The organism is Streptomyces sp. NPDC015144 (assembly GCF_043079735.1).
In the GTDB taxonomy this organism is placed as follows: Bacteria; Actinomycetota; Actinomycetes; order Streptomycetales; family Streptomycetaceae; genus Streptomyces.
The window spans coordinates 363,158-389,886 of record NZ_JBIBUU010000004.1 but is presented as its reverse complement, the minus strand read 5'-3'; the positions used below and the strand labels follow the sequence as shown (position 1 = coordinate 389,886).

Genomic DNA, 26,729 nt, shown 5'->3' with positions numbered 1-26,729 from the left:
CTCCGTCACTCCGCCTCGGCGACGGCGTACGCCTCCACCGACCAGAGCGAATAGCCGTACTCGGTGGCCCGGGCGTCGCCCTGGACCCGGAGGTAGCGGACGTCCTTCGCGTCCATCCGGACCGACTCGCGCCCGCCCCGGCCCTCCTGGACGGTGGCCGCGGTGCGCCAGTTGCGGCCGTCCGCGGAGACCTGCACGCGGTAGCGGGCGGCGTACGCGTCCTGCCAGTGCAGCACCACCCGGCCGACCCGGGTGGGCCGCTCCAGCTCCGCCTGCCACCAGGAGTTGTCCTCGGTGGGGGAGGACCAGCGGGTCCCGGCGTCCCCGTCCGCGGCGGCCGACGCCGGGAAGTCGGGCGTCTCGTCGGCGGAGGACGACGCGGTGGCGGACCGCAGCAGGTCCGGGCCCGCCGTGCGCGGGAACGCCCGGACGGTGAGCGTGCTGCGCTCGTCGCCGAACCGGAACGGCACCTCGTACTCCCCGGCCGGGGTGCCCGCCGGGACGGTGATCTCCACGGGCACCCGGGTACGGGAACCACGCGGCACCCGCGTCTGCTTCGGGACGTCCACCTTGATGCCCCGGGGCGCCCGCGCGACGAGCGAGCCCCGCACCTCGACCGGGTGGCGGGCGTCCAGCCGGGCCTCGACCCGCAGCGGCCCGCCGCCGATCTCGGCGTCCGTCTCGTCGCGCGCGAGGTCGAGCCGGGCCGCGGGCTCATCGCCGAACCACGGCACCAGCGCCCGCACCTCGGGGGCCGGGACGGGGGCCTGGACCGTGCGGCCCGGGGCCATCGGCGCCACCGTCCGGGAGACCACCGGGGGCAGCCCGGTGCCGCTGGTGGGCCAGCTGATCCGGACGGCGTCGGCCCGCAGCCCCTTCGCCGTCGTCTGGGTCCAGCCGGAGGACGAGAGCGCGCCCAGCCGGCGCCACCCCTCGCCCGGCACGTGCGCCTCCAGCACCGCCCCGGCCACGGTTCCCCCGCCGGGCGCGACCATCGCCGTCACGGTCTCCACCGGGCGGGGCCGGTCGAGCCGGACCGTGTAGGCGCCCTCGGACCGGGTCACCGAACCGGCGTCCCGGTCCGCGCCCGTCCAGGAGTCCGCCTCCCGGCGCACCCGGTCCAGGAAGGGGGCCAGCACCCCCTTGCCGACCGTCGCCTTGTCCGCCTTCGCCGCCCCGCGCACCGGCTCCAGGGCCAGCGAGGCCCGCCAGGCCGCGTCGCCGTCGCCGCGCGACTGCGCCTGGAGCAGGTCCACGGCCAGCTCGCCGGCCCGGCCGTACCGGGACAACTGCTCCGCCCACGGCGCGACTTCCGCGCCCAGCCGCCCGCCCGCCAGGCCCTTCAGCCGCTGCGGGGTCTCCCGCATCACGGTGAACGCCTCCCGCAGCCGGCGCGCCGCCGCGTCCCGCGCACCGGTGTCGTGCCCCGCACGGGTCGTCCAGAACGCCTCCAGCAACGGCCGCAGATACGCGGACTCGTCGCCGCCCAGCACCGACTCCGCGCTGTTCCCGGCCAGCGCCCGCAGCGCTTCCCGGCCGCGCGCGTCACCGCCCGCCAGATCGTCCACCGCCGCCCGCCAGGACTCCTGCGGCCGGTAGCCCTCCGGGTTCCAGGCGAAGTCGGCGGCGGTGAACAGCGGGATGCGGGACGCCGACGGCTGCTCCATCGCGTTGGCGAGCAGCGCCGCCGACCCCGTCGCCACCGCGGGCTCCCGGCCGGTGTACGGGCCGAGGAAGATCCGGTCCTGGGCGTAGTCGTTGACCGGGTAGTTGTCCATCGTGACCAGCGGGTGCCCGAACGCGGCGCGCGCCCCGGCCAGCTCCCCGCCGGTGATGGTCCTCGGCACGACCCCGACCCCGGTCCAGGCGACCTGCACCCGCGCGTCCAGCTCGCGGGCGAGCGCCGTGCGGTACTCGGTCGCCCCGTCCTGGTAGAACTCCGTCGGCATCACCGACAGCGGCCGCGCGCCCGGGTACCGCTCCGCGAGGTGGCGGGCCACCGCCCCGGCCACCCGCGCCTGCGCCCGCGCCGCGGCCCGGGGGCCGTTGCCGAAGGCGTCGGCGTCCGCGCCGCAGTGCCACTCGCTGTAGCTGACGTCCTGGAACTGGAGCTGGAAGACCCGGACACCCAGCGCCCACATCGCGTCGATCTTCTTCGTCAGCGCCCGCACATCGCCGTCCGACGACATGCACATGGCCTGGCCGGGCGAGACCGCCCAGCCGAGCGTCACGTGCTCCGCCCGCGCCCGCCGGGCCAGCGCCCGGAAGTCGGCCCGCCGCTCGGCCGGGTACGGATCGCGCCAGCGGGACTGCCGGTAGGGGTCGTCGCCCGCCGCGTACAGATACCTGTTCTGCTTGGTCCGCCCCATGAAGCCGATCTGGGCGAGCCGTTCGTCGAGGGTCCACGGCTGCCCGTAGAAGCCCTCGGTCATGCCGCGCACGGCGGTCCCCGGCCAGTCGCGGACCGCGACCCCCGCGACCCCGCCGTCCCGGATGAGCTGACGCAGCGTCTGCACGCCGTGGAAGAGGCCGTCCTCGCCGGAGCCGTCGATGGCGACGGTGTCCCGCCCCGCGACCCGGCCGACCGAGAGCAGATAGCCCCCGGAGGGCAGCTCGCCGCGTGCCGGGGCGCGCAGGGCGCGCAGCGCCTCCCGGGCGCCGTCGCCGCCGAGCCGGACGACCGGGCCGCCGCCGGGCAGGGCCTCGTGGACGGTGCGCACGCCCGCCTCCCGCAGGACCGTCCGCGCCGCGTCGACCGCGTACGGGTCCGCACCGGCACCGGCCACCAGCGTGACCTCGGTGGTCAGCGGGACGGACGGGCCGGCGGCCACCAGGGACTGCGGCCGGGGCCACACGGAGGGCGGCGCGCCGTCGTCCGCGCGGTCGGGGGCGGTCAGGGCGAGGGAGCCGGGATCGGCCGGAGCGGCGACGGCCTGCGTCCCCGTGGAGAGGATCCCGCCGAGCACGGCGACCGCGATGGCCGCCGCCTGCTTTCCACGCCTGAGCCGCATCGCCCGTCTCCCTCGTCCCGCTCTGCCCGTCGGTGGGCTTCGAGCCCACCACCCGGGGGCGAAGGTGTCAATGTACGTGGGCGGTGTGCCGGGAATGACCGTTGCGGCAGGTGGGGCGGGGTACGGGGCCGGAAGCGATCGGCGCCGCACGGAGGGCGGGGCGACCGGCCCGCCCGGTCCGGGCACGCCAAGGATGACGCCGGATGGCCGAAATCGGCGGACAACTTACGGAGAACTGGCCCGGGAAGGGCGGAATGTGACCCGGAGGACGTTGAATTCGTTGTGCTGGCGGCCATGTCCGCGACCGGTTTCGTGGGTAGGGCTGTCCCGTGGTCCCCGACGGACCGGCGTGCGGCGCCGGACGCGGTGCACCGTGGCGCGGAGGAACGTCCCAAGGGCCGGAGGTACGCGGACGTTCCGGCGGCGCGGCGAGGCACCGCGTCCGACGCCGCCCGCCCGCCGGGGCCACGAGACAGCCCTAGTGGCTCGCAGTGTCCCGTGTGTCCTGATTCCCACGGCCAGGAGGCCGCCATGCCCGTAGCCGCGAAGCCCCCGCTCCTCTCCCTTCCCGCGCAGGCGTCGGCGCCCGCCGCCGCGCCGTCCGGCCCGCTGACCAGCGAACCGCCGCTCGCCGACGCGATACCCCTCACCAGCGAGCCCCCGCTCGCCGACGCCACGCATCTCACCAGCGAACCCCCGCTCGCCGTGCACGCGCCGCTGACCAGCGAACCGGTCGCGCCGAGCGGTGCCGGGGGACCGGAGTACCCAGGAGTCTGAATGGGCCTGTCCCGGCTCGCCGCCCTGCACGGCGTCGCCACCTCCGCCCCGTCCGCCGGCACGGGCGCCCCCGTCCCCGACGCCACCGTCGTCGCCGTGCTCGGCGCGCTCGGGGTGGACGCCACCACGCCCGGGGCGGTCCAGGACGCGCTCGCCGCCGCCGAGTCCGCCGCCCGCTCCCGGCTGCTGCCGAGGACGGTCGTGGTGTGGGACGGGGAACCGCCGCCCGGGGCGCTGACCGCCCTGCCGCCCGGCACCACGCTGGAGATCGCCCTCGAAGGCGGCGGCCAGGCCCCGCCGCTGCGGATGCGGGTCGCGGCGCCGCCGGGCGGGGCGGCTTCGGCCGGGGCGGGCCGGGAGGAGGCGCCGCCACCCGCCTGGTGGAGCCCGCCGCCGCTCGGGGTGCACCGGCTGGCCGCCCGGGCCCCCGGCGGCCGGAGCGGGTCCGCCGTGCTCGTCGTCGCCCCGGCCGCCGCGCCCCGGCCGCCCCGGCGCACCCACGGCCTCCTCGTCCAGCTCTACTCCCTGCTCTCCGCCCGCTCCTGGGGCATGGGCGACCTCGGCGACCTGGCCGACCTCGCCGCCTGGTCGGGGCGGACCCTCGGCACCGGCTTCGTCCAGGTCAACCCGTTGCACGCCGCCGTACCCGGCCGCCCCACCGACCCCTCCCCGTACCGCCCGTCCTCGCGGCGCTTCCCCGACCCCGTGCACCTGCGCGTCGAGTCCGTCCCCGAGTACGGCCACGCCGAGGACCGGAGCATCCTCGACGACCTGCGGCAGAGCGCCGCCGCGCTCGGCGACACCGTGCTCAACAAGGGCGCCCTGATCGACCGCGACGCCGTACGCGACCTCAAGTACCAGGCGTTCGACGTCCTCCGCCGGGTGCCCCTCACCCCCGGCCGCCGCGCCGCCTACTGCGACTTCCTGGCCGGCCAGGGGCAGGCCCTGGAGGACCACGCCCTGTGGTGCGCCCTCGCCGAGATCCACGGCCCCGACTGGCACCGCTGGCCCGCCGGGCTGCGCGACCCGCGCTCCCCGGAGACCGCCCGCGCCCGCCGCGGACTGCTCGACCGGATCGACCTCCACTCCTGGCTCGCCTGGCTGACCGACACCCAGCTCGCCGACGCCCAGCGCGCCGCCCTCGACGCGGGCATGCCGCTCGGCATCGTCCACGACCTCGCCGTCGGCGTGCACCCCGGCGGCGCCGACGCCTGGGCCCAGCAGGACGCACTCGCCCCCGGCATGTCCGTCGGCGCCCCGCCCGACGCCTTCAACGCCCGGGGCCAGGACTGGGGGCTGCCCCCGTGGCGCCCCGACGTCCTCGCCGCCTCCGGCTACGCCCCGTACCGCGGACTGCTGCGCGGGCTCCTCGCCCACGCCGGGGCGCTGCGCATCGACCATGTGATGGGCCTCTTCCGGCTCTGGTGGGTGCCCGAGGGCCGCCCGCCCGCCGAGGGCGCCTACGTCTCCTACGACGGTGAGGCGATGCTCGCCGTCCTGGTCCTGGAGGCGCACCGGGCCGGCGCGGCCGTCCTGGGCGAGGACCTCGGCACGGTCGAGCCGGGCGTCCGCGAGGCGCTGGCCCGGCGCGGGGTGCTCGGCACCTCCGTCCTCTGGTTCGAACGCGACTGGGCGGGCACCGGCCGCCCGTCCGCCCCCGAGCAGTGGCGCGAGGACTGCATCGCCACCGCCACCACCCACGACCTGCCGCCCACCGCCGCCCGGCTCACCGGCGAACACGTCGCCCTGCGCCACAGCCTCGGCCTGCTCACCCGCCCCCTCGCCGAGGAGCTGACCGCCGACGCGGCGGACACCGCCGAATGGCTGGGCCTGCTCACCGCGCTCGGCCTGCTCCCCGAGGACGAGAGCGACGAGGAGGGCGCCGTCCGCGCCGTCCACCGCTACCTGCTGCGCACCCCCGCCCGCATGGTCGGCGTCTGGCTGCCCGACGCGCTGGGCGACCGCCGCCCGCAGAACCTCCCGGGCACCTGGGACCAGTACCCCAACTGGCGGCTGCCCGTCTCCGACTCCGAGGGCCGGCCGGTCACCCTGGAGGAGCTGGCCACCGCGCCCCGACTCCACCGGCTGATGGCGCTCTTCGCCCCGCGGCCCGGCGGCCCGGCCCCGCGCCACGACGGTCCGGGGCCGCTGCGGTGACCCCGTTCCGGCCCCGTACGGCACCCCCGGGCGCGCGCCCCTCGCGGGCGTTCGCTACGTTTGCACCGTGGACAAGAAGAACGCTATGCGCGCCGGCGCCGTCGCGGCCGGAACGACGCTGATGATGCTGCTCATGTCGTCCCCCGCGCTCGCGCTCACCCGCGACGACGGTGACGACCCGGGGCCCGGCCTGAGCGCGATGGAGACCGTCGGCCTCTACGTCGTCGCGCCCATCGTCCTGTTCCTGGTCATCACGGGCCTGGTCATGGTCCTGGACAAGTCCAGGAAGAAGGCGTAACGCCCACCCCTTCCCGTGCGCCGCGTGCACCACGCGGCGCACACGTGTGTCCGGACACGGAAACGCGGGACCTGAGGCCACGGGTACGCGGGACCGCGGGGACGACGCGACCGCGGAGCCGTGACGCCGCCCGTAGGCTGCGGCCATGACCGAGTGGGACGTCAAGAAGCTCCGCATCCTGCGCACCCTGCGCGACCGGGGCACGGTCACCGCGACCGCGCGGGCCCTGATGATGACGCCCTCCGCCGTCTCCCAGCAGCTCTCCAGCCTCTCCCGGCAGCTCGGCGTCCCGCTCCTGGAGGCCCAGGGCCGCCGCGTCCGGCTCACCGACGCCGCCCACCTCGTCCTGCGTCACGCCGAGGTCGTCTTCGCCCAACTGGAACGCGCCGACGCCGAACTGACCGGCTATCTGCGCGGCGAGGCCGGCGAGGTGCGGATCGCGGCGTTCTCCACGGCCGTCCCCGCCCTCGTCGTCCCCGCGGTCCAGCGGCTGCGCGCCGAGCCGCGCCCCGGCCCCGACGTACGGATCCAGGAGGCGGAGGCCGGGCAGGCGTACGAGCTCCTGGCCGCCGGTGACGCCGACCTCGCGCTCTCCCTCGCCGCCCACGCCCCGACGGCCCACGACCCCCGGTTCGCGGTGCTGCCGCTGCTCGCCGACCCGCTGGACGTGGCGCTGCCCGCGCACCACCGGCTGGCCGCCGCCCCCGCCCTCCGGCTGGCGGACCTCGCCGACGACCCGTGGATCTACGGCGGCTCCGGCCCCTGGTCGCAGATCACCACCGCGGCCTGCGAGGCCGCCGGATTCGTCCCCGAGCAGGCGCACAGCGCCTCCGGCTGGACGGCCATCCTCGCCATGGTCGAGGCCGGCATGGGCGTGGCACTGCTCCCGCGCATGGCCTCGGCGGAGCGGCGCGGCCGGGACGGGGTGGTGATGCGGGTCCTCGACGCCGACCAGCCGCGCCGCCATGTGGTGGCGGCGGTCCGGCAGGGCGCCGAGCGGGGCCCCGCGGTGGCCAGGGTCCTGGCCGCCCTCACCGCCACCGCCGCATCGTTCACTTCCACTGAATAGACGATGCAAAAACATTCGATGGACCTGATGGGTCGTTCGCGGCGACAGTGGAGCCATGACCTTCGACGAGAACGAGCCCCGACACGACGACCCCCACGCCAACGACGCGGCCCCGTACGGCGGCGGTGACCCGTACGCCGACTACCGCACCACCGACCTCCCCTTCACCGAGCTCGTCGACCTCGCCGACCGTCGCCTCGGCGCGGGCGTGATCGCCGCCAACGACGAGTTCTTCGCCCAGCGCGAGAACCTCCTGATCCGGGAGCGCGCGGTCTTCGACCCCGAGCACTTCGGCCACAAGGGCAAGATCATGGACGGCTGGGAGACCCGCCGCCGCCGGGGCGCGGACGCCGAGCACCCGTTCCCCGCCCCCGACGAGCACGACTGGGCCCTCGTCCGGCTCGGTGCCCCCGGCATCATCCGGGGCATCGTCGTCGACACCGCCCACTTCCGCGGCAACTACCCGCAGCGCGTCTCGATCCAGGCCACCGCCGTCGAAGGTTCGCCCGGCCCCGAGGAGCTGCTCGCCCCCGACGTGAAGTGGGAGGAGCTCGTCCCGCCCACCCCCGTACGCGGCCACGCCGCCAACGGCTTCGAGATCAGCAGCACCCGCCGCTACACGCACATCCGCCTGTGCCAGCACCCCGACGGCGGCATCGCCCGACTCCGTGTCCACGGCGAGGTCCTGCCCGACCCGTCCTGGCTCGCCACGCTCGGATCCTTCGACCTGCTCTCGGTCCTGAACGGCGGCAGCTACGAGGACGCCTCGGACCGCTTCTACTCCTCGCCGACCCAGATCATCCTGCCGGGCACCTCCCGCAAGATGGACGACGGCTGGGAGAACCGCCGCCGCCGGGTCCGCGACACCAACGACTGGGTCCGCTTCCGCCTCCCCGCCCAGGGCGCGGTCCGCGCCGTCGAGATCGACACTGCCTACCTCAAGGGCAACGCGGCCGGCTGGATCGCCCTCCAGGGCCGCAACGGCGAGACCGGCGAGTGGTTCGAGATCATCCCCCGCACCCGGCTCCAGCCCGACACCCTGCACCGCTTCCCGCTCCGCGCCCAGGCGATCGTCACCCACGTCCGCCTCGACGCCTTCCCGGACGGCGGCGTCGCCCGGATGCGCCTGCACGGCAGCCTGACCGAGACCGGCGCCGCCGACCTGGCCGAACGCTACGAGCAGGCCCGCGCGTAACGACTCCCGCCCGTCGGACGGCCGCGCCACGGCGCCCGCCCGACGGGCGGTTTCCACCTCGGCTCCGGAACGCGGGATAGGAACGCGGCTTCGGAACACAGAAGAGGGGCGCCCCCGTCACGCCGGGGGGCGCCCCTCACTGTCGTACGGCCGCTACCTTACGCCGTCGCGGCAGCCGCGTCCGCCGCCCGGGCCTTCAGGGCCCGCTCGACGCCGGACCGCGACTCCGACACCAGCCGGCGCAGCGCCGCACCCGGCTCGGCCGAGGCGAGCCAGGCGTCGGTGGCCTCCAGCGTGGCCTCGGAGACCTGGAGGGCCGGGTAGAGGCCGATCGCGACCTGCTGCGCCATCTCGTGGCTCCGCGATTCCCAGACGTCCTTCACCGAGGCGAAGAACTTCTCCGTGTACGGGGCCAGCAGCTCGCGCTGGTCGGTCTGGACGAAGCCCGCGATGACCGCCTCCTGGAGGGAGTTCGGCAGCGTGTCGGACTCGACGACCGAGGCCCACGCCTCCGCCTTCGCCGCCTCGGTCGGACGGGCCGCACGGGCGGTCGCCGCGTGCCGCTCGCCCGCCGCCGTACGGTCGCGCTCGTACTCGGCGGCGATCTCCTCCTCCAGCAGCAGGCCGGCGGCCGCGAGCCGCTCCACGAACGCCCAGCGCAGCTCCGTGTCGACGGCCAGGCCCTCGATGGTCTCCTTGCCGTCGAGCAGCGACTGCAGGAGGTCCGTCTGCTGCGGGGTCCGGGCGGTCTCCGCGAAGGCGCGGGCCCACGCCAGCTGGTGGTCGCTGCCGGGCTCGGCCGCGCGCAGGTGCGCCAGCGTCGCCTCGGTCCACCGGGTCAGCCCGGCCTCGCGCCACTCCGGCGCCGCGTACAGGTCCAGCGCCAGCTTCACCTGGCGGTGCAGCGACTGGACGACGCCGATGTCCGTCTCCTTGCCGATGCTGGACAGCACCAGGGAGAGGTAGTCGCGGGTGGCCAGCTCACCGTCGCGGGTCATGTCCCAGGCGGAGGACCAGCACAGGGCGCGCGGGAGGGACTCGGCGAAGTCGCCGAGGTGCTCGGTCACCACGGCCAGCGACTCCGCGTCGAGCCGGACCTTCGCGTACGAGAGGTCGTCGTCGTTGAGCAGGATCACGGCCGGGCGGGCGGTGCCGGCCGGGAACGGGACCTCGGTGCGCTCGCCGTCGACGTCCAGCTCGATCCGCTCGCCGCGGACCAGCTTGCCGTCGGCGTCCAGGTCGTAGCAGCCGATCGCGATGCGGTGCGGGCGCAGCGTCGCCTCGCCCTTCGCGCCGGCCGGGAGCGCCGGGGCCTCCTGGACCACGGTGAACGAGGTGACGTGGCCGTTCTCGTCCGTGGTGATCTCCGGGCGCAGCACGTTGATGCCCGCCGTCTCCAGCCACGCCTTCGACCAGGTCTTCAGGTCGCGGCCGGAGGTCTTCTCCAGCGCGCCCAGCAGGTCCGACAGCCGGGTGTTGCCGAAGGCGTGCGCCTTGAAGTACGCCTGGACGCCCTGGAAGAACGCGTCCATGCCGACATAGGCCACCAGCTGCTTCAGGACCGAGGCGCCCTTGGCGTAGGTGATCCCGTCGAAGTTGACCAGCACGTCGTCCAGATCACGGATGTCCGCCATGATCGGGTGGGTGGACGGCAGCTGGTCCTGGCGGTAGGCCCAGGTCTTCTCGGAGTTGGCGAACGTGGTCCAGGAGTTCGGCCACTTCGTGCCCGGCGCGTACGCCTGGCAGGCGACCGAGGTGTACGTGGCGAACGACTCGTTCAGCCACAGGTCGTTCCACCACTCCATGGTGACCAGGTCGCCGAACCACATGTGCGCCAGCTCGTGCAGGATGGTCTCGGCGCGCCGCTCGTACGCCGCGTCCGTCACCTTCGACCGGAACACGTACTGGTCGCGGATGGTGACCGCGCCCGCGTTCTCCATCGCCCCGGCGTTGAACTCCGGGACGAAGAGCTGGTCGTACTTGGCGAACGGGTAGGCGTAGTCGAACTTCTCCTGGAACCAGTCGAAGCCCTGCCGGGTCACGTCGAAGATGTCGTCCGCGTCGAGGAACTCGGCCAGCGACGGGCGGCAGTAGATGCCGAGCGGGACGGTCCGGCCGTCCTTCTCGTAGCTGCTGTGCACCGAGTGGTACGGGCCGACGATCAGGGCCGTGATGTACGACGAGATGCGCGGGGTCGGCTCGAAGGACCAGACGTCGTCGCGCGGCTCGGGGGTCGGCGAGTTCGAGATGACCGACCAGCCAGCCGGGGCCTTCACGGTGAACCGGAACGTGGCCTTCAGGTCGGGCTGCTCGAAGTTGGCGAAGACGCGGCGGGCGTCCGGCACCTCGAACTGGGTGTACAGGTACGCCTGCTGGTCGACCGGGTCGACGAAGCGGTGCAGACCCTCACCGGTGTTGGTGTACGCGCAGTCGGCGACGACGCGCAGCTCGTTGGAGCCCGCCACCAGGCGCGGCAGCGCGATGCGCGAGTCGCGGAACACGGCCGCCACGTCCAGCGCCTCACCGTTCAGCTCGACCTCGTGCACGGCGGGGGCGATCAGGTCGATGAAGGTCTCGGCACCGGCTTCGGCGGAGTCGAAGCGCACGGTGGTGACGGACCGGTAGGTCCCACCCTCCTGCGCCCCGGAGAGGTCGAGATCGATCTCGTACGCGTCCACGGTCAGCAGGCGCGCCCGCTCCTGTGCCTCTTCGCGGGTGAGATTGGTGCCAGGCACGCGGTCATCTCCTTGGATTGTGAGGTTTTGGCACATCCTTCCATGCCAGGTGCCCGGAGGGAGGAGGGCGTGGGGCGCTGCGTGGGAGGAGTCCGCGGAGGGCACGGAGAAGGGCGGCCACCCGGTGTGGGTGCCGCCCTCCTCGCTCCGGCCCTTCGGACTCCGCCCCTTCGGGCTCCAGCCCGTCCCCGGGACCTCAGCCCTTCAGCTCGTCCGCGACCAGCTCGGCGATCTGCACCGCGTTCAGCGCCGCGCCCTTGCGCAGGTTGTCGTTGGAGACGAAGAGCGCGAGGCCGTGCTCCAGCGTCTCGTCGACCCGGATGCGGCCGACGTAGGACGCGTCCTGCCCGGCCGCCTGGAGCGGGGTCGGGATCTCGGAGAGCTCGACGCCCGGTGCGTCCTTCAGCAGCTCGTACGCCCGCTCCACACCGATCGGGCGCTCGAAGCCCGCGTTGACCTGGAGGGAGTGGCCGGAGAAGACCGGCACCCGCACACAGGTCCCGGACACCTTCAGCTCCGGGATCTCCAGGATCTTGCGGGACTCGTTGCGGAGCTTCTGCTCCTCGTCGGTCTCGAAGGACCCGTCGTCCACGATCGAGCCGGCCAGCGGCAGCACGTTGAAGGCGATCGGACGCTTGTAGACGCCCGGCTCGGGGAAGTCGACGGCCCCGCCGTCGTGGGTCAGCCGCTCGGCGTCGGCCACGACCGCGGTGGCCTGGCCGTGCAGCTCGGCGACCCCGGCCACACCGGAACCGGACACCGCCTGGTAGGTGGCGACGGTCAGCGTCCGCAGCCCGGCCTCCTTGTGCAGCGGGCGCAGCACGGGCATGGCCGCCATCGTGGTGCAGTTCGGGTTGGCGATGATGCCCTTGGGCCGGTCCGCGACCGCGTGCGGGTTGACCTCGGAGACCACGAGCGGGACCTCGGGGTCCCTGCGCCAGGCGGAGGAGTTGTCGATCACCACGGCGCCCTGCCCGGCGACCTTCTCGGCGAGCGCCTTCGACGTCGCGCCACCGGCCGAGAACAGCACGATGTCCAGACCGGTGTAGTCGGCCGTCGAGGCGTCCTCGACGGTGACCTCCCGGCCCTCCCACGCGATCGTGGAGCCCGCGGAGCGCGCCGAGGCGAACAGCCGCAGCTCGTCGACCGGGAACTTCCGCTCGGCCAGGATCCTGAGCATGACTGTGCCGACCTGACCGGTGGCGCCGACGATTCCGACCTTCACAGGAACTCCTCCGAGCGTACGAACGGACACGGTTGCCGCGTCTGCCGCACCCATGATGCGGGTGGCCACGGCTTTCTTGTCCAGTCCATTGTCCGGGGTGTGGACAGCGGACGCCCACCCGGGCACAGGACGGCGGGGCGGGAGCTCCGTAGAGCGCCCGCCCCGCCGCCTTGTCTGTCGTACGGATCACACCCCGGTCGTTACGGAGTGACCTTCTCGATCACGACGCTCCCGGTGCCCGCGGCGGTGCCGCGGCTGTTCACCAGGTGGACCTCGCCGAAGAACTGCCGGCCCTCGGGGGCCGCACCGGCGGCCACGACCTCGGCGGCGATCTGCGTCGAGGCGCCGTTGGCCAGCTTCACGGCCTTCGACTCGTCGACCTTGATCGTGCCGAGCGACGGGGCGTAGTACACGTCGCGGTAGTCGTACGTGCTGGTCCCGGCCGGGACGTCGTAACCGTCGATCACGATGGTGTACGTGCCCGCGGCGGGCTTCGCCAGGCTGACCGCCTCCTCGGAGCCGGCGGTGGTCGACTTCCCGACCGCCTTGTCGCCCAGGTAGACGTACAGGTCCAGGTCGGCGTTGGCGTCCGAGGTGTTGCCGATGGCCACGTCCAGCTTCTCGACGCCCTCACCGAGGGTGACCGTGAACTCCTGGGTGTCACCCGTCTTGATCGAGGGCTTCTCGACGTTGGCCGAACCCAGCGAGCCGCCCTTCAGGCTGCCCTCCAGGTCGCCCGAGACGTTGGTGGCCTTCCAGCTCACCGCGGCCGGCGTACCGATCTTCGCCTCGGCGATGGTCTGCACCGCCGGGTCGAAGGTGGCACCGAGCAGCGAGACATCCAGCTTGTACGGGTTGTCCAGCAGCGGCGAGGTACGCCGTGCCTCGACCTCGATCTCCCAGACGCCCGGCTGCGGGTCCTTGTACGAGCGGACGTCCGGACGGCAGGTGTTGGACGGGTTCTCGTAGTTCGGGTAGCAGTAGATCGTCGCGCTGTCCTCCACCGGCACCCCGTACGGGTGGATGGAGATGAAGCGGGTCTGGCTGCCCGAGCGCAGCGCGCCGAGAGCGACCTCGAGGGTCTTGGCGCCCTCCGGCACGGTCAGGAAGTACGAGGTGCTGCTGTTGCGCTGCACCGAACCGGACGCCTTGAACGCGTACGCCGGCTTCACCAGCTCCTGGGAGACGATCACCGTGGTGAGGACCTGCTGGTCCACGCCCACGGTCTTGTTGTCGTCCACCTCCAGGATCGCGCTGTGCACACCCACGGTGCGCGGCTGCGCCTGCACCTTCACGGTGACGGGCTTGCCGAGCGGCAGGGCGACCGAGGCGGGGCCGGTCAGCTTGAACGTGCCGTCGTTGTTCTTCCACGACAGCTTGTGCTTGACGTCCTTGTCCGCGCCCGTGGTGCGGGTGAGGGTGACGTCGTACGACTTCTTCTGGCCGACCTTCAGGCCGCCGTCCCGGTCGTACAGGCCGGTGCCGAAGCCGGGGGTCTTCAGGTAGCTGGAGAGGACCGTCTCGACCGGGGCCTTCACGGAGAACTCGTTCGCCGGGGCGCCCTGCTTCTTGATCAGCTTCCAGGCGTCGACGATGTTGATCAGACCGGCGCCCTGGGCGTGCGCGGGCACGTCCTTGATGTGGGTGGCGGAGCTGGTCAGCGCGGTGCGCAGGTCGGCCGGGGGCAGCTCGATGTGCTTCTGCTTCGCGGCGGACAGCAGCAGCGCGGTGGCACCGGCGGCCTGCGGCGAGGCCATCGAGGTGCCCTGGAGCATCGAGTAGCCGGCCGGCAGCGAGTAGCCCGCCTCCTTGACCGGGCCGCCGGGCAGCCAGGTCTGGGTGGTGTTGATCGCCGCACCGGGGGCGGTCAGGATCGGCGCGAAGCCGCCGTCCTCACGCGGACCGCGCGAGGAGAAGGGCAGCATGTCGTACTTCTTGGTGACGTTCGAGCCGTAGTTGGCGGCCCAGGTCTCCTTGGAGATGGACGCGCCGACGGAGATGACGTGGTCGGCGAGGCCGGGGTCACCGATGGTGTTGACACCCGGGCCGTCGTTGCCGGCCGAGATGACCAGCTGGACGCCGTAGATGTCGACGAGCCGCTTGTACAGCTCGGCGCGGGCGTTGTTGCCGTCGTTCAGCGGCGGGAGACCGCCGATCGACATGTTGACGACGTCGACACCGCGGTTCACGACGAGGTCGATCATGCCCTCGGTGAGCGCGATGTTGGTGCAGCCGCCGTCCCAGGTGCAGGCACGCGAGGACACGATCTTCGCGCCCGGCGCGGCACCGTTCATCTTGCCGCCGAACAGCCCGTTCGCGGCGGTGATGCCCGCGACGTGGGTGCCGTGCTCGCTCTCGATGACACCGATGTTGACGTAGTCGGCGGTGTCACCGGCGGCGTTGTAGACGACCTTCTTGCGGTTCTCGACGACGAACGGGACGCGCTCGGAGACGTCGGTGCGCGGGTCGTCCTTGCCGAAGTAGGCGACCTGGTGCTTCTCCTTGTACGGCACCAGCTTGGTGTCGTCGGTGAAGTCCGCGTTGTCGTTCAGGTCGACGCGGGTGGTGCCGGTGACCGGGTCGTAGAGCACGGCCCACACGTCGGTGGTGTCGCCGTCCCGGTTCAGGTCGCCCGCCGCGTCGCCGCCCTTGGTGGCGGCCTCGGCGAACAGCTTGATCCGGAAGTCGCCCTCGGGCGCCTTGTACGTACGGCCCTTGTAGGTGAAGACCGGGCCGGACACGGCGTCCGTCATCCGCAGCCAGGTGCCGTCACCGTCGCTGACCGGGTCGGTCGCGGTGACCCAGTCGACGATCTTGCGCTCGCCGGTGGTGGTCTTCTGCAGCGCCGGGTGGCCCAGGTCGACACCGGAGTCGAGGACGCCGATGGTCACCCCGCGGCCGTCGGCCTTCGGGTTCTGCTTGACGAAGTCGACCGCGCCCGTCTCGAAGGACGGGTTGTACGGGTTCTTCGCCGGGGTGTTCTTGCCGGGCGCCGCGTAGGAACCGGTCGCCTTGACCGAGGCCCGGGCCTTGGCCGTGCTGTCCCCGGCGGGCGTCGGGTCGTCCAGCATGATCTCCTGCTTGAGATCGATGCCGTGGACGGACGACAGCTTGGAAGCCGCCTTGATGGTGGCCTCGGCGGTCGCGGTGGGCACGGTGGCCCGCACGTAGCCGAGCTTGTCGTAGGTGCGCCCCAGCACGGAGCCCTTGACGGCGTCCAGCTGCTTGGCGACCTGTGCGGTCGCACCGGGAGCGGTGGCGACCATCATCGTGATGTTCTTCTGGCCCTTGGCCTTGGCCTTGGCCAGGAGCTGCTCGTCGTGGCTGCCCAGCTTGTCGGCCGCGGCGCCCTTGGCCGCGGACTTGACGGGAGCGGGGTCGGCGGTGCCGGCGGCGAAGACGGGCGCGACACCGGTGGCGGCCAGCGCGGCCACCAGGCCGGCGGCCGCGACGACGCGGGCCGTGCGTCTCGCCCCGGGTATGGAGCGGGGGGCTTCGGAGGTCATCAGCATCCCTGGATCGAAAAGAGAGAGTCCGGAATTCGGTACCGGATGACCGCTCACCCTTTCGCAGATGGCAGGGGTTTGTGGAGAGTTGGAGGGGGTCAGATGTTGCCATGGCGGACTTCCGCCACCGGTGCTGATGCGCCATCAGGGACAAAAGGTGAATACGTGGTGCCGGAGGCCCGTGGTGCCGACGCGTCATGGGGCGCGTCGGCCTGGCGCGGCCGTCGCGCCTCGTCACCCGTGCCGCAGGCCCGGGTCAGCCCCACTCGCCGAGTTTCGGGGCATTCGGGGTGGAAGAACCGGGAAAGACCGGCTGAAGGTACTCCTTGTACAGTTCTTCCCACTTCGATTCCTTGGCGCCGTCCTTTTTGAGGATCTCCGACAGGGCGTCCCGCACCTCCTTCTGCAGAAGGTCCTCGCCGGGTTTCATCGCGATTCCGTAACCCGTCGCTCCACCGTCGAATTCATCGGGCAACTTCCTGGTGGCTTTGTTCTCGTCGGCGTAGCCGGCGACGATGGCATCGTCCGTGACGACCGCGTACACCTTGGTGCTGTCGCTCAGCAGTTCCTGGACGCACTCCTCGTAGCTGGGCGGGAAGCGCTTCTCCGCGATGAGCCCTTTTTCTTCGATGTACTTCATGTACGTCGAACCGTTCGCCGTACAGACCTCGACATCGGGGTCGTTGGTCTGCAGATCGCGCAGGCCCTTGATCTTCCGGTGCGCCTTGTCACGCACCAGCAGCCCTCCCAGGGGCTTGAAATAGGGGCCCACGAACGCCACTCCGTCAGCCGCAGCCCGTTCGGGACCTCCGCTGTAGGTGGCGAGGGTGATGTCCACGCGGTCGCTGTCCCGCGTGAGTTTGGCCCGGTTGTCGGACGTCACCCGTACGAATTCGATCTCGTCCCTGTCGTACCCCATGAGTGTGCCGATGAGCCGGGCCAGGGCGGGCTCGAATCCCTTGTAATCTCCGCCCTCCTTCTTGCTCAGCGCGGGCTGGTCCGCCTTGACGCCCACCTTCAGCACGGAGTGCGTGTCCCGGTACCTCTCCGGCTTTCCGTCCTTCTCCGACACGGCGTCGTTCTTCTCACCGGAATCGCTCAACTGCGCGCGGACGAACCACACTCCGCCCAGGAGCAGTGCCGTGCAGAGCACGGACACCGGTACCTTCCACCGGTCCCACCCCTTGCGGCCGGTGGCCGCCCCGGGGAGGGGGACCGCGTTCGCACCGGTGCCGGGCTCCTGCAGGGCCGGAGCCGGGGCCGGGGGCTGCCGGCCGTCAGGCGTGTCCAGGGAGGGGAAGTCCCGGGTGACCTCCTGGAGCATCGCCTCCGCCCGGGCGGCGTCCGGGCGTTGCCGGGGGTCCTTCTGCAGCAGTGCCGTGATCAGCGCGGTGAGCGGACCGGCGAACCGCGGCGGCGGCATCGGCGACTCGCGTACGGCGATCAGGATCTCGATGCTGCCGTGACCGTCGAAGGGACGCCTGCCCTCCACCATTTCGTACAGGGTGATCCCCAGCGCCCACAGGTCGGAGGCCGGTGTGGCCGGGTGGGGCTGCTCGGCGCTGCGGCTGAGCAGTTCGGGCGCGAGGTACTGGACGGTGCCGATGATCTCGTGCGACCGGGTCACCTGCACGGCGCCCTCGAAGGTGGAGATCCCGAAATCCATGAGGAGGGCGCGCCCGTCGGAACGGAACAGGATGTTGTGCGGCTTCACATCGCGGTGCAGCACCCCGGCCTCGTGCACGGCGGCCAGCCCGCGCAGCACCTGGAGGCCGATCCGGGCGGCGTGCGGCACGGAGAGCTGCTGCTGCTCGCGCAGCAGGTCCGCCAGGGAGCGCGAATTGAGGAGCTCCATCACGATCCAGACCTGCTGGCCGTCCTCGATCACGTCGTGGACGGCGACCACGTTCTGGTGGCCGATCCTGGCGATCGCCTGGGCCTCACGGCGGGCCCGGCTCACCCACTGCGTCTGGGCGCCGGGGGTCGCGGCGCCGGGAGTGAGCAGCCCCTTCACGGCCACTTTCCGGTCCAGGCTCGTGTCGAGAGCCTCCCAGACCACTCCCATCCCGCCGTGTCCGAGACGGCGCAGCAGTCTGTACCGGCCGGCGATCACCGTGCCCGGCCCGTCGCCCCTGCCCTCACCGGTCGTGCCCTGGCTGTGCATCCAACCCCCCTGTGTACGCCGGTACCACAGGGTCACAGTAGCCATTTCGCCGGGTGCGAAGCGCGAATCGAGGGGCGGGATACGGCCAGGCTTCCGCCGACCCGCGAGCGGGTCCCGCACGGGGGAGCGGGGCCGGGCCGGAGGTCTGCCCCCGGCCCGGCCCCGCCCACCGGTCAGGCCCCGGCCGCCCCCGCGTCGCAGCTCTGCGCCCGCAGCGCCCGCGCCAGGTCGTCCCGGGACTCCAGCACCAGCCGGCGCAGCGCCGGAGCCGCGTCCGCGTGGTCGGCCAGCCAGGCGTCCGTCGCCGCCAGCGTCGACGGGTCGTCCTGGAGCGACGGGAACAGGCCCCGCACCACGGCCATCCCGATCTGGATCGACCGGTCGGCCCAGACCTGCTCGATCGCCTCGAAGTACCGGCTCGCGTACGGAGCCAGCAGCTTCCGCTGCGAGGACTGCTCGAAGCCCGCGATCGTCGCCTCCACCAGGGCGTTGGACAGCGCCGCCGACTCCACGACGTCCGCCCAGGCGGCCGCCTTCACCTCGGCGGACGGCCGGGAGGCCAGGCACCGCACCTGGTGGCGCTCACCGGACGCGGTGTCGTCGCGGGCCAGTTCGGCCGCGATCGCCGACGCGTCGGCCACCCCGTGCGCGGCCAGCGGGGACAGGAACGCCCACCGCAGCTCCTGGTCGACGTCGAGCCCGTCGATCCGCGCCGAACCGTCCAGCAGCCCGGTCAGCAGCTGGAAGTCGGCGTCCGACCCGGCGACCGACGCGAAGAACCGCGCCCACGCCAGCTGGTGCTCACTGCCCGGCTCGGCGATCCGCAGCTCCCGCAGCGCCCCCTCGGACAGCGCCCGGCCGCCCTCCTCGCGCCAGGCGGGCGCCGCGTACTGCACCAGCGCGGTCCGGGTCCAGGTGTGCAGCATCTGGAGCACCCCGATGTCGGACTCCCGGCCCGCGAAGGCCAGCACCAGCGCGACGAAGTCGCGGGCCGGCATCAGCCCGTCCCGGGTCAGGTTCCACAGCGCCGACCAGCACAGCGCCCGCGCGAGCGGGTCCGTGATGTCGCCCAGGTGCTCCCGCAGCGTGGCCAGCGACGCCTCGTCGAAGCGGACCTTGCAGTACGTGAGGTCGTCGTCGTTGACCAGGATCAGCTCGGGCCGCTCGGCCCCCGCCAGCTCCTCGATCACCGTGCGCGCCCCCGCCACGTCCGCCTCGGCGCGCGCGTACCGCACCAGGTTCCCGTCGACGGCGCGGCGGTACAGCCCGACCGCGACCCGGTGCGGCCGCAGCTCCGGGTGGGACTCGGCCGCCTCCTGGATCACCGCCAGCTCCGTGATCCGGTCGGCGGCGTCGTACGTCACCACCGGGGTCAGCGCGTTGACGCCCGCGGTCTGGAGCCACGCCCGCGACCAGGCGGTCATGTCCCGGCCGGAGGTCTCGGCCAGCACGGACAGCAGGTCGCCCAGCCGGGTGTTGCCGTAGGCGTGCTTCTTGAAGTAGCGCCGGGCGCCCTCCAGGAACGCGTCCCGCCCCACGTACGCCACCAGCTGCTTCAGCACCGAGGCGCCCTTGGCGTAGGTGATGCCGTCGAAGTTGAGCTTGGCGTCCTCCAGGTCACGGATGTCGGCCGTGATCGGGTGGGTGGACGGCAGCTGGTCGGCGCGGTACGCCCAGGACTTCCGGTTGTTGGCGAAGGTGATCCAGCCGTCCTTGAACCGGGTCGACTCCACCATGGAGAACGCCCCCATGAAGTCGGCGAAGGACTCCTTCAGCCACAGGTCGTCCCACCACTGCATGGTGACGAGGTCGCCGAACCACATGTGCGCCATCTCGTGCAGGATGACGTTGGCCCGGCTCTCGTACGCCGCCCGCGTCACCTTGCCGCGGAAGATGTACTCCTCGCGGAACGTGACACAGCCCGGGTTCTCCATCGCGCCCAGGTTGTACTCCGGCACGAAGGCCTGGTCGTACTTGCCGAACGGGTACGGGTAGTCGAAGTTGTCGTGGAAGAAGTCCAGGCCCTGCTTGGTGATCAGGAAGATGTCGTCCGCGTCGAAGTGCCGGGCCAGGCCCTTGCGGCACAGCGCGCCGAGCGGGATCTCCAGCGTGCTGCCGTCCTCGAACGTACGACTGTAGGAGTCCGTCACGTAGTGGTACGGACCGGCCACGACCGCCGTGATGTACGTGGAGATCGGCTTCGTCTCGGCGAACCGCCAGACGCCGCCCTCCCGGGACTCCTCCGCCCCGTTGCTCCAGACCGTCCAGCCCTCGGGCGCCGTCACCCGGAAGCGGTAGGGGGCCTTGAGGTCGGGCTGCTCGAAGTTGGCGAAGACGCGCCGGGCGTCGGCCGGTTCGTACTGCGTGTAGAGGTAGACCTCGCCGTCCTCCGGGTCGACGAAGCGGTGCAGCCCCTCACCGGTCCGGCTGTACGCGCACTGCGCGTCGACCACCAGGGTGTTCTCGCCCTCGGGCAGCCCGTCCAGCGCCACCCGGGTCCCGTCGAAGACGGCCGCGGCGTCGAGCTCCCGCCCGTTCAGGGTCACCGCGTTCACGGACGGCGCCACCAGGTCCGCGAAGGTCGAGGCCCCCGCGCGCGCGTTGCGGAACCGGATCGTCGTCACCGAGCGGAAGGTGAGCGGACCGGCGTCCTCGCCCCCGTCGGGACCGCCGACGGCGGAACGCAGATCGAGCTCGACCTCGTAACCGTCGACGCTCAGCAGCTCGGCCCGCTCGCGGGCCTCGTCACGGGACAGGTTCTCACCGGGCACGGGCACACTCCTTTGTGTCACGTTCGAATACTTTGATCCTCCCATGCCGGTACCGGGCGCGGCCCAGGGGAATGACCGGTGCGTCCCGCGGCGTTTCCGCGCACGGATGTGATCACGCTTCATGAACCGTTCCCGCGCATCACGCCTACGCCTGCGCACACGCTTACGAGGAGAGACGATGTCCGACACCACCGCGGCGACCGCGACCGGCAAGACCCCCGTCGACTTCTGGTTCGACCCGCTCTGCCCCTGGGCCTGGATGACCTCCCGCTGGATGCTGGAGGTGGAGAAGGTCCGGGACGTCGAGGTCCGCTGGCACGTGATGAGCCTGTCGGTGCTCAACGAGGACCGGATCGACGAACTGCCCGAGGAGTACCGCGAGCTGCTGGAGAAGGGCTGGGGCCCGGTCCGGGTCGTCGTCGCCGCCCAGCAGAAGCACGGCGACGACGTCGTCGGCCCGCTCTACACCGCGCTCGGCACCCGCTTCCACAACCAGGGCGAGGGCGCCACCCCCGAGGCGGTCGTGGGCGCCCTCCGGGACGTCGGCCTCCCCGTCGAGCTGGCCAAGTTCGCGGACTCCGACGTCTACGACACCGAACTGCGCGCCTCCCACAAGGAGGGCATCGACAAGGTCGGCCAGGACGTCGGCACCCCGGTCATCGCCGTTCCCGGCGCGGACGGCGAGCAGATCGCCTTCTTCGGCCCGGTCGTCACCCCCGCCCCGAAGGGCGAGGCGGCGGCGCGGCTGTGGGACGGCACGCTGCTGGTGGCGTCGACCCCCGGCTTCTACGAGATCAAGCGGACCCGCACCGAGGGCCCGGTCTTCGACTGATCCCGCCGGGCGGCGTCGGCCGCCGCCCGGACACGGCGCGGTGCGGGACCGGGCGGGCCCCGGCCCCGCACCGCGCTCACCCCGTTCCCGCCGCCCCCCGCGCCGAGGGGCGGGGCAGGGGGCCCGTGGTCCGGGCCGCCCGGCGCCCGGCCGCGGACAGGGCCAGGGTCACCGCCAACGAGGCCCCCGCCATCGCCGTCATCGCCGCGGCCGGGGAGGTCCACTGGGCGAGGCTCCCCGCCAGCGCCGCCGCGACACCCTGAAGAGTGAGCATCCCCGAGGAGTGCAGGCCCAGCGCCTGCCCGGTGAACTCGTCCGGGGTCAGCTCCATCAGCCGTTCCTGGTACAGCAGGCTCGCCGCGAAACCCACCGAGGCCAGAGCCGCCAGGGCGGACGCCACGGGCAGCGCCGGACGCACCACGAAGAGCAGGTACGGGACGGCCAGCAGCAACTGCAACGGAGTGGCCAGCCGGCCCCGCCAGGCCCGGCCGGAGACGAACCGGCCCGCCACCGTGTCCCCGACGAGCATCCCCAGCGCCGCACAGGCGAAGAGCAGCCCGGCATGGGCGGGCGCGTACGGCACGAACAGCGACTCGCAGCCGACGACCAGCCCGTTCGGCACCCAGAGCGCGAGATAGGTCCGGCGGCGCGGCCCCGACGACCACAGCACGGCGTTGATCCGCCAGGTCTCGGCGGGCGTCGGCCGTCCCGCCGCGCGCGGCGGCCGACGCGCCAGCCCGAACCGGGCGACCGCCGCCCCCGCCAGGTACAGGGCGGCGGCGACCAGCAGCGCCCCGCGCGCGGAGACCGCCGCCACCAGCAGCCCGCCGAGCGCGAAGCCGCCGATCTGGGTGAGCCCGGTGCACATGTTCAGCACGGAACGCCCCAGCAGATAACCGTCCTTGGGCAGCACCTCGTTCAGCAGCCCGTACCGCACACCACCGCCCACCGCGGCGACCACCCCCTGGCCCAGGATGATCGCGAAGGCCGCCGGGAGCGGCAGCCCGGGAACGGCGAGCACGGCGGTGGCCAGGGCGAAGACGAGGGACAGGCCGGTCGTCGCGGCCCGGGGCGGCAGCCGGTCCGCCGCCGACATCAGCAGCGCCGCACCGATCACCTGGGCGAGCGAGGAGCCGAACATGGAAACGGCGGCCAGCAGCGGTGACGCGGTCGCGGCGTAGACCAGGGTGGCGAGGGCCAGCCCGCTCATCGTCGTCGCGGCCACCTGCACGGCGCCGACCGTGAAGAGCGGACCGAACTGCGGCGTGCGGAAGAGTTCCCGATAGGTGCGCATACGGGGAGTCTCGGAGGGAGCACGCGCCGGGCGTTACTGTTTCGCGCGGTGGCGAAACGTGCGGGTGGCCGCGTCGACGACGAGCGGGGAGGCGCGGGCGCCCATGGGCCTGTGGCGGATCGATACGGACACCCTGGCCGGGAGCCGGTTCGTCGTCTCACCGCTCGCCGAGACCATCGCCGCCCTGCGCGCCCTGGAGCGCGGGCGGCCCTCGCACCCCGGCGAACGGGCCTGGCTCGGCGCCCATCTGCCCGCCTACCGCGCCCGGCAGGCGGCCGACCCGGTCGCGGCCCGCCTCGTACCGGCCGGGCTCGGCGGCCACTGGAACGCGGACTTCCTCACCCCCACCCCGCGGGGCGAGGGCACCCCCGGCTTCGCGGAGGAGCTGGCCCCGGTCAGGGCGACCACCCCCGGGCGCGCCCGCGCCGACCTGCTGGTCTCGCTGGGCGGCGGCCCCCTCCCCCCGCTCCTGGACCGTGACGACCTGGCGCAGCGCGCCGCCGACGTCCTGGAGTGGGTCTGGCACCGCACCGTGCTGCCGGACTGGCCGCGCCGCCGCCGGATCATCGAGGCGGACATCGTCGCCCGCACCGGCCAGCTCAGCCAGGGCGGCTGGGCCGCCGCCCTGAGCGGGCTGCGCCCCGGGACGCGATGGCTGGGCGACGGCCGGCTGCGGATCAACGCGCACGACTACCCGACGAAGCAACTGTCGGGCGTACGGCTGCTGTTCGTCCCGGTCACCCAGCACGCGGGCTGGGTCTCCTGGGACGACGACGCCGAACGGTACGCGGTGGTCTACCCCTGCTCCGGCACCCTGGCTGACCCGGACCGGGCGCGGGTGCCGGACAGCCTCGCCCGCCTCCTCGGCCCCGCCCGCGCCATGGTCCTGGTCCTCCTCGCCACCCCGAAGAGCACCACTCAGCTCGTGGCCCTGACCGGCCAGGGCCTCGGCTCGGTCGGCCGCCATCTCCGGATCCTCCTGGACAGCGGTCTGACCGCCCGCCGCCGGGTGGGCCGTTCGGTCCTCTACTTCCGCACGGAGACCGGCGACGCCCTGGTCTCCGCCCGACGCGCCCCCTGACCGGCCGCCCTCCGGCGGTACCCCCCTGCGGTCGGCGGCCCGCCACGGCGGGGCGTACGGCTACGGTGGGTCCGTATGACCCATACCGACACCGAGATCACGGCGGAACTCGTCCGCGACCTGCTGCGCGACCAGCACCCCGACCTGGCCGACCGCCCGGTGCGGCTCGGTGCGCGGGGCTGGGACAACCAGCTGTGGCGGCTCGGGGACGACCTCGCGGTACGGCTGCCCTGGGCCACGGAGTCCGCGGACGAGCTGCTGCTCAAGGAGCACGCCTGGATGCCCGTCCTCGCCCCGGGCCTTCCCCTGCCGGTTCCCGTGCCGCAGCGCCTCGGGAAGCCGTCCGCGCGGTACCCCCGGCCCTGGATCGTCACCACCTGGGTGCCGGGCACCCCCGCCGACCTCGCCCCGGCCACCGGCGACGCGTCGGCCGACGCGCTGGCGGCGTTCCTGACCGCCCTCCACCGGCCCGCCCCCGCGACGGCACCGGCCGGCCGCGCCCGGGGCGGACCGCTGACCGAGTGGGACGGACACTTCACCGGGCTGCTGGACTCGGCGGCCGGGCGGGGGCTGGTCCCCGACCCCGGGGCCGTCCGGTCCGTCTGGGACGACGCCCTCGCCGCACCCGGCTGGGACGGGCCGCCGCTGTGGATCCACGGCGACCTGCACGCGGCCAACGTCCTCACCGAACACGGCACCCTCTGCGGCGTCATCGACTTCGGCGACCTCTGCACCGGCGACCCGGCCTACGATCTCGCCGCCGCGTGGACCCTGCTGCCCGACGGCGCGGCCGACCGCTTCTTCGCCGCCTACGGACCGGCCGTGGACCCGGCGACCCTGCTCCGGGCCCGGGGCATCACGGCGCACCGCGCGCTGGTCTGCATCGACATCGGGGACGCCGGTACGCACGGCCGCCCCGGCGGCAAACCCACCTGGGGCCCGCCCGGCCGGGCCGCGCTGCGACGCCTCGTCGCGACGGCGGCCGACTTCCGGACGGCGCCGGAGCGGCCGTCGGGCCGGTCCGCGGTGGAGTGAGGGCCGGGGCCCCACGCGCCGCGGCCGGCTACGCGTCGAACCGTGCGACGACCTCGACCGCGTCCCCGACCCGGATCGTGCCCTCGCACACCACCGCGTTCTTCGCGCCGAAGCTGACCTTGTTCCGGTACTCCGGTTCACGCCGGTACGTCGAGAGGGTGCGGATCGGCTCCGGGCCCGCGCGGTGACCGGTCGACTGGTCGACCATCGGCACGGCGCAGCGCATCGCCCGCACCGAGTGGGCGAGTTCGACGTCACCGATGGTCATCCGGCGCACCCGGTCCTCGAAGTGCGGGGTGTCGTCGCCGGTCAGGACGATGTTGGGGCGGAAGCGGTTCATCGGGACCGGTTCCGCGTCGCCCCGGGCGACGATCCGGTCGTTGAGGTGGTCCAGGGAGGCCGTCGAGGCGACCAGTACCGCGTGGGCGTCGGCGAAGTTGACCTTGCCGGGGGTGTCGCCCCAGCCGTCGCGGTCGAAGCCGGGGGGCACCCGTACCAGACGGGAGCTGACGCCGAGCGCGTCGGAGAACCACTCCGCGACCGCGTCCCCCTGGTCCACCGCCGTACCGAGCGGGCGGTCGAACATGCTGACCTCGCGGCGCGGGCCGTCCCGGTCCACCTCCAGGCGCAGCGCCCCGGCCCCTTCGGCCGACAGGGCCAGCGCCGTCCCGCCGTCCAGGACCTCGACCCGGACGGCGGCCATGGCGGGGTGGGTGCGCTGGCTGCGGAAGGCGCCGTCCGTCGCGTCCACCACCATGAAGGTCCGGTCGTGCTCCAGGCCGGTGCCGAGGACCGGCGCCGAGTCGACGACGGTTCCCGCGCAGCCCTTGACCGGGTAGTACACCAGCTCGCGAACGGTGATCATGGTGCGATGCCCTCCGGGGCGGCCGCTTCGAGCGCGTCGACGCTGCCGGACATGATGGTGCGGATGTGCCGGGTGAGGTGATCGAGGGGCCAGTCCCACCAGGCGACGGCGAGCAGCCTGGCGATGGTCTCCTCGTCGTAGCGGGTCCGTATGAGACGGGCCGGGTTCCCGCCGACGATGCCGTAGTCGGGCACGTCGGAGGTGACGACGGACCCGGCGCCGATGATCGCGCCGTGCCCGATCCGCACGCCCGGCATCACCATCGAGCCGTAGCCGAACCAGACGTCGTTGCCGACCACCGTGTCACCCCGCGAGGGCAGCCCGGTCAGCAGGTCGAAGTGGTCGGTCCAGGAGCCGCCCATGGACGGGAACGGGAACGTGGACGGGCCGTCCATCCGGTGGTTGGCGCCGTTCATGAGGAACCGCGTGCCCGTCCCCAGCGCGCAGAACTTCCCGATGACGAGCTTCTCCGGGCCGTAGTGGTACAGCACGTTGCGGGTCTCGAACCCGGTGGCGTCATCCGGGTCGTCGTAGTACGAGAAGTCCCCGACCTCGATCAGTTCCGACTTCACCAGGGGCTTCAGCAGGACGACCCTGGGCTGTCCCGGCATCGGGTGCAGCGCGGTGGGATCGGCGTGATCAGGGCTCATGGCGCCCATCATCGCATCCACCCCGCATGAGGTAAGTTCCTATTGGGAACTCACTGATCCGCGA

Annotated in this window: 17 protein-coding genes; 8 read left to right on the top strand and 9 right to left on the bottom strand. The window is 73.1% G+C overall.

Annotation, left to right across the window (positions count from 1 at the left end; genetic code table 11):
• Positions 1 to 5: 5 nt before the first annotated feature.
• The gene (locus ACF08W_RS10610; RefSeq protein ID WP_392279040.1) at positions 6 to 3,011 is read right to left on the bottom strand and encodes a beta-N-acetylglucosaminidase domain-containing protein; all 3,006 of its coding nucleotides are present in this window, start codon (positions 3,009 to 3,011) and stop codon (positions 6 to 8) included.
• A 531-nt stretch (positions 3,012 to 3,542) separates the two neighbouring features.
• Here ACF08W_RS10610 and ACF08W_RS10605 point away from each other — a divergent pair.
• From ACF08W_RS10605 to alc, 5 genes are all read left to right on the top strand, one after another.
• Positions 3,543 to 3,788 carry a hypothetical protein gene (locus ACF08W_RS10605; protein ID WP_352275381.1) on the top strand — a complete coding sequence of 82 codons (246 nt, stop codon included), beginning with the start codon at positions 3,543 to 3,545 and terminating at the stop codon, positions 3,786 to 3,788.
• A complete protein-coding gene (gene malQ / locus ACF08W_RS10600; protein ID WP_392279039.1) occupies positions 3,789 to 5,945 on the top strand; it encodes a 4-alpha-glucanotransferase in 2,157 nt (718 codons plus the stop codon). It abuts the gene before it with no gap.
• Between the two features lie 67 nt (positions 5,946 to 6,012).
• A complete protein-coding gene (locus ACF08W_RS10595; RefSeq protein ID WP_352275378.1) occupies positions 6,013 to 6,243 on the top strand; it encodes a hypothetical protein in 231 nt (76 codons plus the stop codon).
• Positions 6,244 to 6,388: 145 nt separating this feature from the next.
• Positions 6,389 to 7,312, top strand: coding sequence for a LysR family transcriptional regulator (locus ACF08W_RS10590; RefSeq protein WP_392279038.1), 924 nt, complete (start codon positions 6,389 to 6,391; stop codon positions 7,310 to 7,312).
• A 55-nt stretch (positions 7,313 to 7,367) separates the two neighbouring features.
• Positions 7,368 to 8,507: an allantoicase gene (alc, locus tag ACF08W_RS10585; RefSeq protein WP_385204080.1), complete on the top strand. Its 1,140-nt coding sequence runs from the start codon at positions 7,368 to 7,370 to the stop codon at positions 8,505 to 8,507.
• A gap of 158 nt (positions 8,508 to 8,665) precedes the next feature.
• Here alc and pepN (ACF08W_RS10580) read toward each other — a convergent pair whose 3' ends face one another.
• The 5 genes from pepN (ACF08W_RS10580) to pepN (ACF08W_RS10560) form a co-directional block, all read right to left on the bottom strand.
• Positions 8,666 to 11,242 (bottom strand): aminopeptidase N, encoded by a 2,577-nt coding sequence (pepN, locus tag ACF08W_RS10580; protein ID WP_385204083.1) that lies wholly within the window; start codon positions 11,240 to 11,242, stop codon positions 8,666 to 8,668.
• A 196-nt stretch (positions 11,243 to 11,438) separates the two neighbouring features.
• The gene (locus ACF08W_RS10575) at positions 11,439 to 12,467 is read right to left on the bottom strand and encodes an aspartate-semialdehyde dehydrogenase (RefSeq protein ID WP_352275371.1); all 1,029 of its coding nucleotides are present in this window, start codon (positions 12,465 to 12,467) and stop codon (positions 11,439 to 11,441) included.
• Between the two features lie 200 nt (positions 12,468 to 12,667).
• The gene (locus ACF08W_RS10570) at positions 12,668 to 15,979 is read right to left on the bottom strand and encodes a S8 family serine peptidase (protein ID WP_392279037.1); all 3,312 of its coding nucleotides are present in this window, start codon (positions 15,977 to 15,979) and stop codon (positions 12,668 to 12,670) included.
• A gap of 250 nt (positions 15,980 to 16,229) precedes the next feature.
• Complete coding sequence (locus ACF08W_RS10565) at positions 16,230 to 18,137, bottom strand: serine/threonine-protein kinase (protein ID WP_392279036.1); 1,908 nt, start codon at positions 18,135 to 18,137, stop codon at positions 16,230 to 16,232.
• Between the two features lie 173 nt (positions 18,138 to 18,310).
• Entirely contained in the window at positions 18,311 to 20,908 is a 2,598-nt protein-coding gene (gene pepN, locus ACF08W_RS10560) for an aminopeptidase N (protein ID WP_385204109.1), read from the bottom strand.
• Between the two features lie 178 nt (positions 20,909 to 21,086).
• Here pepN (ACF08W_RS10560) and ACF08W_RS10555 point away from each other — a divergent pair, with 178 nt between their 5' ends.
• Positions 21,087 to 21,740 (top strand): disulfide bond formation protein DsbA, encoded by a 654-nt coding sequence (locus tag ACF08W_RS10555; RefSeq protein WP_385204112.1) that lies wholly within the window; start codon positions 21,087 to 21,089, stop codon positions 21,738 to 21,740.
• A gap of 76 nt (positions 21,741 to 21,816) precedes the next feature.
• On the opposite strand, the gene ACF08W_RS10550 is transcribed toward ACF08W_RS10555, so the two are convergent.
• Entirely contained in the window at positions 21,817 to 23,034 is a 1,218-nt protein-coding gene (locus tag ACF08W_RS10550) for an MFS transporter (protein ID WP_392279035.1), read from the bottom strand.
• A 103-nt stretch (positions 23,035 to 23,137) separates the two neighbouring features.
• On the opposite strand from ACF08W_RS10550, the gene ACF08W_RS10545 reads away from it, so the two are divergent.
• Both ACF08W_RS10545 and ACF08W_RS10540 read left to right on the top strand, forming a co-directional pair.
• The gene (locus tag ACF08W_RS10545; protein ID WP_392279068.1) at positions 23,138 to 24,115 is read left to right on the top strand and encodes an ArsR/SmtB family transcription factor; all 978 of its coding nucleotides are present in this window, start codon (positions 23,138 to 23,140) and stop codon (positions 24,113 to 24,115) included.
• A 75-nt stretch (positions 24,116 to 24,190) separates the two neighbouring features.
• Positions 24,191 to 25,150, top strand: coding sequence for an aminoglycoside phosphotransferase family protein (locus ACF08W_RS10540; RefSeq protein ID WP_385204118.1), 960 nt, complete (start codon positions 24,191 to 24,193; stop codon positions 25,148 to 25,150).
• Positions 25,151 to 25,178: 28 nt separating this feature from the next.
• On the opposite strand, the gene ACF08W_RS10535 is transcribed toward ACF08W_RS10540, so the two are convergent.
• Together ACF08W_RS10535 and ACF08W_RS10530 are read right to left on the bottom strand one after the other, a co-directional pair.
• On the bottom strand, positions 25,179 to 26,015 hold the full coding sequence (locus ACF08W_RS10535) for an MOSC domain-containing protein (protein WP_392279034.1): 837 nt from the start codon (positions 26,013 to 26,015) through the stop codon (positions 25,179 to 25,181).
• On the bottom strand, positions 26,012 to 26,665 hold the full coding sequence (locus ACF08W_RS10530; protein WP_352275360.1) for a CatB-related O-acetyltransferase: 654 nt from the start codon (positions 26,663 to 26,665) through the stop codon (positions 26,012 to 26,014). The genes ACF08W_RS10535 and ACF08W_RS10530 overlap by 4 nt, the downstream gene beginning before the upstream one ends.
• Between the last annotated feature and the right edge of the window lie 64 nt (positions 26,666 to 26,729).